At 67.7% G+C, this 11,948-nt stretch carries 8 protein-coding genes; all 8 read right to left on the bottom strand.

Going from position 1 to position 11,948, the window contains the following annotated elements; genetic code table 11:
• Positions 1–91: 91 nt before the first annotated feature.
• Positions 92–1,408, bottom strand: a complete 1,317-nt coding sequence (locus DVA86_RS09710) for a sugar ABC transporter permease (protein WP_208877406.1) — start codon at positions 1,406–1,408, stop codon at positions 92–94.
• A complete protein-coding gene (locus DVA86_RS09715) occupies positions 1,405–2,184 on the bottom strand; it encodes an ATP-binding cassette domain-containing protein (RefSeq protein WP_208877408.1) in 780 nt (259 codons plus the stop codon). The genes DVA86_RS09710 and DVA86_RS09715 overlap by 4 nt, the downstream gene beginning before the upstream one ends.
• Before the next feature lie 155 nt (positions 2,185–2,339).
• Positions 2,340–3,431, bottom strand: a complete 1,092-nt coding sequence (locus DVA86_RS09720; protein ID WP_425470795.1) for a substrate-binding domain-containing protein — start codon at positions 3,429–3,431, stop codon at positions 2,340–2,342.
• Positions 3,432–3,595: 164 nt separating this feature from the next.
• Positions 3,596–4,816, bottom strand: coding sequence for an ROK family transcriptional regulator (locus tag DVA86_RS09725; RefSeq protein ID WP_208877410.1), 1,221 nt, complete (start codon positions 4,814–4,816; stop codon positions 3,596–3,598).
• 249 nt (positions 4,817–5,065) lie between these two features.
• A complete protein-coding gene (locus tag DVA86_RS09730) occupies positions 5,066–6,010 on the bottom strand; it encodes a carbohydrate ABC transporter permease (protein ID WP_208877412.1) in 945 nt (314 codons plus the stop codon).
• Position 6,011: 1 nt separating this feature from the next.
• Entirely contained in the window at positions 6,012–7,088 is a 1,077-nt protein-coding gene (locus DVA86_RS09735; RefSeq protein ID WP_208877414.1) for a carbohydrate ABC transporter permease, read from the bottom strand.
• Between the two features lie 99 nt (positions 7,089–7,187).
• Positions 7,188–8,609: an N-acetylglucosamine/diacetylchitobiose ABC transporter substrate-binding protein gene (gene ngcE, locus DVA86_RS09740; protein WP_208877416.1), complete on the bottom strand. Its 1,422-nt coding sequence runs from the start codon at positions 8,607–8,609 to the stop codon at positions 7,188–7,190.
• 355 nt (positions 8,610–8,964) lie between these two features.
• The gene (gene acnA / locus DVA86_RS09745) at positions 8,965–11,682 is read right to left on the bottom strand and encodes an aconitate hydratase AcnA (RefSeq protein WP_208877418.1); all 2,718 of its coding nucleotides are present in this window, start codon (positions 11,680–11,682) and stop codon (positions 8,965–8,967) included.
• Positions 11,683–11,948 lie beyond the last annotated feature (266 nt).

An 11,948-nucleotide genomic window follows, 5' to 3' on the forward strand; every position in this document is an offset into this window, starting at 1 on the left:
CCGCGAGGGTGCCGGGCACACGCGCCCGTACGGGTCAGGTGCGGCGCACGGGCGCGGACCGGGTACGGCCGCGCACGAACGCGGGCCGCCGCTAGGTGCGTCCCGCGGTTTTCTGGGTCCGGCGCGACACGGAGTCGATCACGACGGCGGCGAGCAGCACCGCGCCGGTGATCATGAACTGGACCTCGCTCTCCATCCCCTGCAGGTTCAGCCCCTGCTGGATGGAGATGATCACCAGCGCGCCCAGCATCGCCGACCAGATCTTGCCCCGGCCGCCGAACAGGCTGGTGCCGCCGATGACGGCCGCCGCGATCACGTTCATCAGCATGTTCCCGGCGCCGAGGCTCTTGCTGGCGCCGCCGGACTGGCTGGCGATGAACAGCCCGCCGACGGCGGCGAGCATGCCCGCGATACCGAAGACGGTGATCCGTATCTTCTCCACGTTGATGCCGGCCCGGCGGGCGGCCTCCGCGTTGCCGCCGACGGCGAAGATCTGCCGCCCGTACGTGGTGCGGCGGGCGACGAAGTCCGCGAACACCAGGATCACCAGGAAGATCACCAGCGCGAGGGGCAGCCCGCGGGCGCCGACGGGCTCGTTGAGCACGTACGCGACCGCGAACGAGATCACGGCGATCACGCCGGTGCGGATCGCGATCTCGCTGGTCGGCCGGTACGGCAGCTCGGCCGCGCGGCGGCGCCTGGCGTCCAGCAGCAGGGAGGCGAGGTAGCCGAGGACGGCGACCGCGGCGACGCCGTACGCCGCGCCCTTGTCCGCGAAGTAGTAGCCGGAGAGGTCCTCGACGATGCTGCCGGTCGGCGTGTTGATGGTGCCCTCGTCGCCCATCAGCCAGATCTGGAGCCCGCTCCAGCCCAGGAAGCCGGCCAGGGTGACGACGAACGCGGGGACGCCCACCTTCGCGAAGAAGACGCCGTGCAGGAGCCCGATGGCACCGCCGGCCGCGACCGCGAGGAGGACCGACAGCCAGTCGTTCATCTCGTGCGTGACGCTGAGCACGGCCCAGAGCGCGGCGCCGACGCCGGCCACCGAGCCGATGGAGAGGTCGATCTCGCCGAGCAGCAGCACGAAGGTGACGCCGATGGCCATGATGCCGAGACCGGCGGTGTAGACGCCGATGTTGCTGAGGCTGCTGGCCGACAGGAAGCTGTCGTTCAGCGACTGGAAGATGACCGCGATGATGATCAGGCCCACGACGACGGGCAGCGAACCGAGTTCGCCTCCGCGCACCCGGCGGGTGAAGTCCGTCAGATAGCCCTTGAAGCCCTGCTCGCGGACGAGCAGCCGCGGGTCGACGGCGCCGGTGGGCGACGCGCCGTTCCCGTTCCCGTCCCCGTTCGGCCCGGCGTGCTGGCCTCCGGAAGCCGGTGCGCTCTTCTTGAGGTCACTCATTTCGACGCCTCCGTCGTACGCGCCTGGCGACGGGTCACCGCGTTGTCCGTGGCACCGGTGATCGCGGCGATGATCTCTTCGTGTGAGGTGTCCCGTACGGAGAAGACACCGTTGTTGCGGCCGAGCCGCAGCACCGCGACGCGGTCCGCGACGGCCTGCACGTCGGCCATGTTGTGGCTGATGAGCAGGGTGGCGAGGCCGCGTTCGCGGAGCCGTTCCACCAGGTCGAGCACCTGGGCGGTCTGTTCGACGCCCAGGGCGGCGGTGGGCTCGTCGAGGATGACCACCTCGGGGTCGCCGATCAGCGCGCGGGCGATGGCGACGACCTGCCGCTGACCGCCGGAGAGCGAGGCGACGGGGATACGGACGCTGGGAATCCGGATGGACAGGGTGTCGAGCAGTTCCTTGGCGCGCTTCTCCATCGCGACCTCGTCCAGGATGGACCCCCGGCGCAGCTCGCTGCCGAGGAAGAGGTTGGCGACGACGTCGAGGTTGTCGCAGAGTGCCAGGTCCTGGTAGACGGTGGCGACGCCGAGCGCCTGCGCGTCGTGCGGCCGGTGGATCTGGACCGGCTTGCGCTTCCACTCGATGGTGCCCTCGTCGATCGCGTGCACTCCGGCGACCGTCTTCACAAGGGTGGACTTGCCGGCGCCGTTGTCGCCGACGAGGGCGACGACCTCGCCGGGATGGATCTCAAGGTCTACGTCGGTGAGCGCCTGAACGGCACCGAACCGCTTGGAGACCCCGCGCAACGCCAGCACGGGTTCGTTCGGCACTGGGCCAACTCCGATCTGTGCGGGGACACTTCCGCGCGTACGCGCGTACGGGCGGAAGCGGGCCCCTCGGACATTCGTGGTCGTGGCGCACCGGGCGGCGGCCGCCGGTGGCACCGAGGAGATGCCCGCCTGCACGGGGCAGGCGGGCGGGGCGGTCACTCCAGGCCGGCGGCCTTGCAGGCGGCGGCGAACTGCGAGGTGCAGATCTGGCTCACCTTGTAGACCTTGTCCTTGATGATCGTGTCCTTGATGTTCTCCTTGGTCACGACCTTGGCGCCGTACAGCTTCGCCGGGATGCCCTTCTTGCTCTTGCTGTCCACGGTGGTGGGCGCGAACTTGTCGATGCTCTTGCCCTGGTGGAGCGCCACGGCGATGGAGGCGGTGGTCTCGGCCTCCGGCTTGATCGCCTTGTAGATCGTGAAGCTCTGGTCGCCCTTCACGATGCGCTGCAGACCGGCGAGTTCGGCGTCCTGGCCGCCCAGCGGCACGTCCTTGATGCCGGACTTCTTCAGTGCGGTGGAGATGCCGCCGGCCATGCCGTCGTTCGCGGAGTAGACGCCGTCGAAGCCGCCCTTGCCGAGCGAGGTGATCGCGGCGGCCATCTTCTTGTTGGCCTCGTCCGGCGACCAGTCGGGGATGTCCTGCTCGTAGACGACCTTCTTGACCTGCTTGTCCAGGACGGAGTGGGCGCCCTTCTTGAACAGCGCGGCGTTCGGGTCGGTCGGCGAACCGTTGATCATGACGACGTTGGAGTTCTTCGCGTCGCTGCCGAGGGCGTCGACCATGCCCTGGCCCTGGAGCTCGCCGATCTTCTCGTTGTCGTACGAGACGTAGGCGGCGACATCACCCTCGGCCAGCCGGTCGTACGCGACGACCTTCACGCCCTTGTCGGCCGCCTGGTCCACCCAGGACTTGGTGGCGGTGGCGTCCACCGCGTCCAGAATGATCGTCTTGACGCCCTGCGTGACGAGCGCGTCGAACTGCTTCTTCTGCTGCTCGGTGTCCTGCGAGGCGTTGTTGTACTTGACCTCGCAGTCCGAGCAGAGAGCCTTGATCTTCTTTTCCATCAACGGACGGTCGAAGGTCTCGTATCTGGTCGTCTTGTTCTCCGGCAGCAGCAGGCCGATCATGTTGTTGTCGCTGGCCCCTGCATCGTCTCCGCCACCGGCTTCGCCGCAGGCGGAAAGGGTCAGAGCCATCGAGACGGCAGCCGTACCAATGACGACGCGGCGCGTCATTGCGTTCATGGGTTCAACCTCCCTGACGAGGCCGCGTCCTTGCGGCCGAGGTGGCTGGAAGTCAACTCCGAGCAACTGTCACCGTCAAGAAGTAAATCCTTAACGAGACGGCAACGATGCCATTCGTTACGACCATGAACGCACAAGCGGGCACGGAGAGTCGCTCTACCGTCTCACACAGACGCGGAGGCGGCAGCCGGAGCGGACGGGCCGCCCGCCGGGGCCGCGGAGTCGAGCAGCGTCGAGTCGCCCATCTCGCTGAGGACGAGCGCCAGCGCCCCCAGCACCTCTGCACGGCCGCCCAGCGTCCCCGGAGCGACGGTCAGCTGCCGGGCCGCGCTGGGGATGGCGTAGCGCGCCACGGAGTCGCGTACGGGGTCCAGGACCAGGTCTCCGGCCTCGGCCAGGTCGCCGCCGAGCACCACGCGGCTCGGGTTCAGCAGATTGCACAGGTTGGCGACGCCGCTGCCGATGTTCCGGCCGATGTCGGCGACCAGCCGGCGGCAGCCCGGATCGCCCTCGCGGGCGAGCCGTACGACCTTGGGCATGGTGATGTCGGGCCCGTGGCTCGAGTTGAGCAGCGGCAGGACGTAGCGGGCGGCGGTGAACGTCTCCAGGCAGCCGCGGTTGCCGCAGCGGCAGACCGGGCCCGACTCGTCCAGCGTGATGTGCCCGATCTCGCCGGCCGTGCCGCCCGGACCGCGGTAGATCTGCCCATTGATCACCAGTCCGGCGCCGACGCCGCTGCCGATCTTGATGTACGCGAGGTCCGTCGCGCCCCGGCCGCTCCCCCAGACCTGCTCGCCGAGCGCGCCGAGGTTCGCGTCGTTGTCGACGTGCACGGGCACGCCGAGCCGCCCGGCGAGCTCCTCGCGCGGCCGGGTGCCGTGCCAGCCGGGCAGGATCGCGGTGGAGCCGAGCGCTCCGGTCTCCACGTCGATCGGGCCCGGGACGCCCAGGCCGACGCCGATGACCTTGTCGCGGCCGATGCCGGTGGCCGCGATCAGCCGCTCGACCAACTCCTCGGCGCGGTCGAAGCCCTCGGAGGACGAGGCGTCCACGTCGAACGGCTCGGCCTCCTCGGCCAGCACCTGGTGCGCCAGGTTGCCCACGGCGACCCGGAGATGGGAGTGCCCGAAGTCGACGCCCACGACGATCCCGGCGTCACCGGAGAGCGAGACGCTGCGCGCCCGCCGGCCGCCCGCGGAGGTCGGCGTGACGTCGACGGTGCCGCCGTCCTTGAGTTCGCGCACGATGTTGGAGACAGTCGCCGCGGACAGCCCTGTGGAGCGGGCGATCTCCGCCTGCGTGAGCGAGCCCGCCAGCCGTACGGCGCGCACGACCCGTTCCAGGTTTGCCCGGTGCAGCGAGGACTGCGATCCCGGTGTCTCCACTTCTGAACCACTCCCGCCTCGACGGGCGGCACGACCACCGGCCCGTCGGCCGCACCACGGCAGTGGGGTACGACCCGTTTCCAACATATGAACTCTAAGCAGAGCGTTAGTGGTTATCTCCCGTCAAGACCTTGAGCGGGGTCGTCGCTCAGATGTGAGCCATCGTACCGACGTGAGCGGGTATGACGGACCGGGCCCCCGGCATGATCAGCCGGAGGCCCGGTCGTACGCGGCCGTCGCTTGAGTCCGTTACTTGACGGCGCCCGCCGTCAGGCCCTCCTGCACCTGACGCTGGAACACCATGTAGACGAGCAGGATCGGGACCATCGCGATGGTCAGGCCCGCGAACAGCGCGCCCCAGTCGCCCTCGTAGCCCTGGTTGACCGACAGCTCGGCGAGGCCCTGGGTGAGCAGCGCCTTGTCCGGGTCGGTCGAGTTCAGGGCCAGCGGCAGGAAGTACTGGTTCCACTGGCCGAGGAAGTTGAAGATCCCGATGCTGATCAGGCCCGGCTTCGCCATCGGCAGCATGATCTGGAAGAACGTGCGGGTGTGCGAGGCGCCGTCGATCAGCGCCGCCTCGGCGACGCTGCCGGGCAGAGTGCGGAAGAACGCCGTCATGAAGAACGTCGTGAACGGCAGCGAGTACGCGATGTACGCCAGGATGATCCCGTGCCGGGTGTCCAGCAGCGCGAAGTTGTCCATCACGAAGAACAGCGGCACGACCGCCAGGATGATCGGGAACATCATGCCGCCCGCGAAGAGCAGGTAGATGACGCGGTTCCCGCGGAAGCTGAACCGGGCGATCACGTACGCGGCCATCGACCCCAGCAGCATCGTGCCCGGCAGCGAACCGCACAGAATGATGAGGGAGTTGAGGGCGTACTTGCCGATGTTCGCGTCGGACCACGCGTTCGTGAAGTTCTCGAGGCTGATCGAGGTGGGCCAGCCGAACGGGCTGCCCGTGATGTCGGCCGACTCCCGCAGGGAGTTGATCATCACCCAGACCAGCGGGCCCGCCGCCATCACCACCCACAGCACGAGGAATGCGTTGGAGAAGACGTTGAGCGTCGCGCCCTGGGCGTTCCGCGCCGGCTTCGCCGGGGCGGGCTCCGGCGGCTCCTTGACCGCGCCGATGGCCTCGTCGTCGTCCTGGGTGCGCTGCGTCGCGCTCGTCACCTGAATCTCCCCGCTCATCTCAGAACTCGATCCGCTCGCGCCTGCTGAGCAGCATCATGATCGCTGCGAAGATCATGGTGATGACCAGCAGCACGACACCCACCGCCGTGGCATAGCCGGCCTGTCCGGCGTCGAACGCCTTCTTGTAGAGGTAGACCGGGGTGACAAGGGTGCTGTTGCCCGGGCCGCCGGCGTTGATCGTCATGATGTGGACGATGGCGAACCCGTCCAGCGCCTGGATGCCCATGTAGATCCAGCCCGTCTGCACGGTGTCCCAGATCAGCGGGAGCGTGACGCGGAAGAACGTGGTCGGGCGGCTGGCCCCGTCCAGCAGCGCCGCCTCGTAGATGTCCTTGGGCACGGAGCCCATCGCGGCGGAGAACAGCACCACGTAGAAGCCGATGAACATCCAGCACAGCACAAACAGCACGCACAGCATCGCGATGTCGGGGTTCGCGAGCCAGTTCTGCGTCCAGGAGCCCAGCCCGAACGTGCGCAGCACCTCGTTGATCGGACCGGTGATGGGGTCGTACATGGCGCCCCACACGACGCCGATGATCGCTACCGACAGCACCTGCGGGAAGAAGTACACGATCTTGTAGAACTTCGCGCCGCGTACGCCGGAGATCGCCTCCGACTTCTTGTGCCGGCCGCCCGCCTGGAGCATGAACGCGAAGAACAGGCCCAGCCCGAGCGTCACCAGCGGGGCCACCACGAGCAGCAGGAGGCTGTTCTTGACCGACGCCCAGAAGTCGGAGTCGTCGAGCATCCGCTCGTAGTTGTCCATGCCGACGAAGCTGAAGTCGCTGCTGAAGCCCGACCAGTCCGTCAGCGAGTAGTAGAACGCCTGGAAGAACGGGGAGATCACCAGGATCGCGTAGAGCACCAGCGGCACCAGCAGGAACCAGCTGATGAACCGGTACTTGTCGAGCGTCCGGTACCGCCGGTCGTATCTCACCCGGTCCGGAGTGAAACGGGGCGGCAGCACGAGTGTCGCCGCGAACAGGAGATAGTCGCCGAAGGACGTGCGCTCCCCGTCCTTACGTGGTGCCGGTCCAGTGGGTTTCCCGTCCACTGCCCGCACGTCATTCGCCATGCCGCCCCGCTCCGTACTCACCTTGACACCGAGGAATCCGATGAAGCCGACAAAACCGCTCTGCGCGCCGAACTGACCACTGTGCTCAGCACGGACCGATCAGCGCTTGTACTTCTTGACGGAGTCGTCCTTGGCGACCTCGTCCGCCGCCTTCTGCGCCCGCTTGATGGCCTCGTCCGGCTTGATGTCACCGGACATCATCGCCGCGATGGCGCCGCCGACCTTCTCCTTGTGCAGCGTGAGGTACCAGTCGGGCAGGCGCGGGCCGACGATGTTGTCGCCCGCCGCGTCCAGCGCCTTCTTCGCGGAGGACAGGCCCGAGCTCAGCTCGAGGCCGTCCGCCGCGCCCTTCACGCAGGTCAGCGAGGCGACCAGCTTGGTGAAGTTCTGCGCGGACTCCTTGCCCATCATGACCCGCAGGAACTCCATGCCGCCCTCGACGTTCTTCGCCTTCGCGGGCACGAAGAACGGCTCGCTGGCCTCGGCCCACAGCGTCTCGAACGGCATGGCGTCGGACTTGTCCAGGCCGGTGGGCGGCATGACGGTCATGCCGAAGTCCTTGGGCGTGGTCGCCTTGGCCTCGTTCTCCACCCAGGAGCCGTTCGGGAGGAACAGCGCGTTCCCCTTGGTCCACTGGGTCTGCGACTGGATGTGGTCGATGCCGGGCGTGCCCTTGAGGATGTAGTCCTTGGCGCGCAGCTCGTAGTAGGCGTCGAACGCCTTCTTGACGGCGTCGTGCTTCCAGGCGTTCGGCTCCAGGTTGTCGATCGCCTTGAGCACGTCCTCGCCGCCGATCTTGGCGATGAACGGGTACATGGTGAACGCGAAGTAGTACGGGTGCTTGCCCGCGTACGTCCAGCCCGCGATGCCCTGCTTCTTCGCCTTGGCGCAGACGGAGAGCATCTCGTCCCAGGTCTTCGGGTACTCGACCTCGAGCTTGTCCAGCGCCGGCTGCGAGAACCAGGTGCCGTACACCGTGTACGAGTAGTTCAGCTGGTACATCTTGTCCCCGCCGAACGTGCCCTTCTCCACGACGCCGGGCATCATCATGTCCCGTACCTTCTTCGACGGGTCGAAGAGGGACGTCGAGTCCAGCAGCGCCTCGAGGTCGGCGACCTGCTTGTCCTCGATGAGGCTGGCGATGTCCATGTTCTCGGCGCCGGAGTTGTTGATGACGTCCGGCGGGTTGCCCTTGACCATCCGCGGCTGCATCTTGGTGCGGATCTTCTGCGTCTTGGCGTGCGTGACCTTGCCGTACGACTTCGAGTAGATCTTCTCGGCGTCCAGCGCGTACTTGTCGCCGAACCCGCCGTTGAAGATGACGACCTCGAGCCCGGCCTTCTTGTTCACGCCGAGCGGGTTGTCCTTGCTCTTCTTGCCCTTGTCGACCTTGTCCTTGTTCTCGTCGTCGCCGCCGCTCGCGCAGGCGGACAGCGCCGTCATGCCGGGCACTGCTACCAGGCCGAGCGCGCCGGCGCGCTTGATGACATCACGACGGTTGACATCGGAGGTGGATCCCATGCTCAAGTCCTCGCCTTCTCCAGGACTCAGGCGGTGTACCGGTCTCCCGTCAACTCGCCACTGGCGAAGGGCCCGACACCGCGGGTCATTTGAAGCTTGGTCGTGCTGTTGGGGCTGGATTCTGCATCAAGCTGGATACCGCGTGCAGCTGGATCGTGCCGTAATGACCGGCCCGCTGTGTGGAGGTTCACGCAAGGTGCCGACAGGTATAGTCCACTTGTCGCCGACGGGGCAAGATCGAAGACAACTTAGGTCATCAGTCTTTCCCTAGTTGAGACCTCCCGGACATACGACGGCGCCGCGCCCCTCGGTGTCGGGGCGCGGCGCCGTGTTCGTTCTGTGAAGCCGCAGGCTGTCAGCGCTGGATGAGCGACCTCAGCACGTACTGGAGGATGCCGCCGTTGCGGTAGTAGTCCGCCTCGCCGGGCGTGTCGATCCGGAGCGTCGCGTCGAACTCGACGCCGCTGTCCGTGGTCACCCTGACGGTCTCCGGGATGCTGTCGTTCAGCGCGGTCACGCCGGTGACGCTGAACGTCTCCTCACCCGTCAGGCCGAGCGACTGCGCCGTGGCACCCGCCGGGAACTGGAGCGGCAGCACGCCCATCCCGATCAGATTCGACCGGTGGATGCGCTCGTACGACTCGGCGATGACCGCCCGTACGCCGAGCAGCCGCGTACCCTTGGCGGCCCAGTCGCGGGACGAGCCGGAGCCGTACTCCTTGCCGGCCAGCACGACCAGCGGGATGCCCCGCGCCTGGTAGCTCTGCGAGGCGTCGTAGATCGACGTGACGGGCGAGTCCTCCTGCGTGAAGTCACGCGTGAAGCCGCCCTCGGTGCCGGGCGCGATCTGGTTCCGCAGCCGGATGTTGGCGAACGTGCCGCGGATCATGACCTCGTGGTTGCCGCGGCGGGAGCCGTACGAGTTGAAGTCGCGGCGCTGCACGCCGTGCTCCGTGAGGTACTTCCCGGCGGGCGAGTCCGCCTTGATCGCACCGGCCGGCGAGATGTGGTCGGTGGTGACCGAGTCGCCGAGCTTCGCCAGCACGCGGGCGCCCTCGATGTCCCCGACCGGCTCCGGCTGCGCGCCCATGCCGTCGAAGTACGGGGGCTTGCGGACGTACGTGGACTCCGCGTCCCACTCGAAGGTGTTGCCCGTCGGGATGGGCAGCGCCTTCCACTGGTCGTCGCCGGCGAACACGTCGGCGTAGCTGCTCGTGAACATCTCCTGGCCGATCGCGCCCGCGACGACCTCCTCGACCTCCTGCTCGGAGGGCCAGATGTCCTCGAGGTAGACCGGGTTGCCGGCCTGGTCGGTGCCGAGCGCCTCGGTGGTGATGTCCACCTTCATGGAGCCCGCGAGGGCGTACGCGACGACGAGCGGGGGCGACGCGAGGTAGTTCATCTTGACGTCGGGGTTGATCCGGCCCTCGAAGTTCCGGTTGCCGGAGAGGACGGCCGCGACGGCGAGGTCGTTGTCGTTGACGGCCGCGGAGATCTCCTCCGGCAGCGGGCCGGAGTTGCCGATGCAGGTGGTGCAGCCGTAGCCGACGAGGTTGAAGCCCAGCTTGTCGAGGTACGGGGTGAGGCCGGCGCGGTCGTAGTAGTCCATGACGACCTGGGAGCCGGGGGCGAGGGTCGTCTTCACCCAGGGCTTGCGGGTCAGGCCCTTCTCGACGGCCTTCTTCGCCAGCAGCGCCGCGCCGACCATCACGGACGGGTTGGAGGTGTTGGTGCAGGACGTGATGGCGGCGACGACGACGGCACCGTGGTCGATCTCGTACACCGTCCCGTCCGGGCCGGTCACCTGGACCGGCTTGGTGGGCACGCCGTTGGAGACGGCCGGCGAGTCCGAGGCCGGGAAGGACTCCTTGCCGGCCTCGTCCTGGTCGGCGTCGCTGACGTAGTTCCGCACGTCCTTGCCGAACTTGTGCTTGGCGTCGGACAGCGCGATCCGGTCCTGCGGGCGCTTCGGGCCGGCGATCGACGGCACGACCGTGGCCAGGTCCAGCTCCAGGTACTCCGAGTACTCCGGCTCGTGCTTGGCGTCGTGCCAGAGGCCCTGCGCCTTGGCGTACGCCTCGACGAGCGCGAGCTGCTGGTCGGAACGGCCGGTGAGGCGCAGGTAGTTGATCGTCTCGTCGTCGATCGGGAAGATCGCGGCGGTGGAGCCGAACTCCGGCGACATGTTGCCGATCGTGGCGCGGTTCGCGAGCGGCACGGAGGCCACGCCCTCGCCGTAGAACTCGACGAACTTCCCGACCACGCCGTGCTCGCGCAGCATCTCGGTGATGGTGAGCACCAGGTCGGTGGCGGTCGTGCCGGTGGGCAGCTCGCCGCGCAGCTTGAAGCCGACGACGCGCGGGATGAGCATCGAGACGGGCTGCCCGAGCATGGCGGCCTCGGCCTCGATGCCGCCGACGCCCCAGCCCAGCACGCCGAGCCCGTTCACCATGGTGGTGTGCGAGTCGGTGCCGACGAGGGTGTCGGGGTACGCCTGCCCGTCGCGCACCATGACCGTACGGGCCAGGTGCTCGATGTTCACCTGGTGCACGATGCCGGTGCCGGGCGGGACGACCTTGAACTCGTCGAAGGCGGTCTGGCCCCAGCGCAGGAACTGGTAGCGCTCGCGGTTGCGGCCGTACTCCAGGTCCACGTTCTGGCTGAACGCCTCGCGCGTGCCGAACTTGTCGGCGACCACGGAGTGGTCGATGACCAGCTCGGCCGGCGCCAGCGGGTTGATCCGTTCGGCGTCGCCGCCCAGCTCCTTGACGGCCTCGCGCATGGTGGCGAGGTCCACGACGCAGGGCACGCCGGTGAAGTCCTGCATGATCACGCGGGCCGGCGTGAACTGGATCTCACGGCTGGGTTCCGCCTTCGAGTCCCAGCCGCCGAGCGCACGGATGTGATCGGCGGTGATGTTCGCGCCGTCCTCGGTGCGAAGCAGGTTCTCCAGCAGCACCTTCAGGCTGTAAGGGAGGCGGGCGGAGCCTTCCACCTTGTCCAGCCTGAAGATCTCGTACGACTCGTCGCCCACCGGCAGTGTGCTGCGGGCGTCGAAGCTGTTCGCCGACACGACAGTCTCCTTCAATGCATGAATTGCCGATCCGCTATGGTGAGCACGGCTTGGTTAGGCAAGCCTTACTCGCAAGCGGTGGCGTGTGCGCCTACGACAGGTATCTCGATGTCGAGATAACTCTAGTACACGACCACCGCACGGTCATGCGCGCCCTACCCCGCACCGCCGATTCCGGCGGACCCGAACAGGCGTCGAATCCCGCATGGCGGGTACCCGGGGCACATGCCGCGAACCGTACGGACGCGGCGGACGGCCGTCGCCGC

It is taken from the genome of Streptomyces armeniacus, assembly GCF_003355155.1.
GTDB lineage: Bacteria > Actinomycetota > Actinomycetes > Streptomycetales > Streptomycetaceae > Streptomyces > Streptomyces armeniacus.

What these genes read in the sequence shown, in the direction of transcription:
- DVA86_RS09710 (WP_208877406.1), bottom strand. Translation starts at nt 1,408, where the DNA reads ATGAGTGACCTCAAGAAGAGCGCACCGGCTTCCGGAGGCCAGCACGCC.
- DVA86_RS09720 (WP_425470795.1), bottom strand. Translation starts at nt 3,431, where the DNA reads ATGAACGCAATGACGCGCCGCGTCGTCATTGGTACGGCTGCCGTCTCG.
- DVA86_RS09730 (WP_208877412.1), bottom strand. Translation starts at nt 6,010, where the DNA reads ATGAGCGGGGAGATTCAGGTGACGAGCGCGACGCAGCGCACCCAGGAC.
- DVA86_RS09735 (WP_208877414.1), bottom strand. Translation starts at nt 7,088, where the DNA reads ATGGCGAATGACGTGCGGGCAGTGGACGGGAAACCCACTGGACCGGCA.
- ngcE (WP_208877416.1), bottom strand. Translation starts at nt 8,609, where the DNA reads ATGGGATCCACCTCCGATGTCAACCGTCGTGATGTCATCAAGCGCGCC.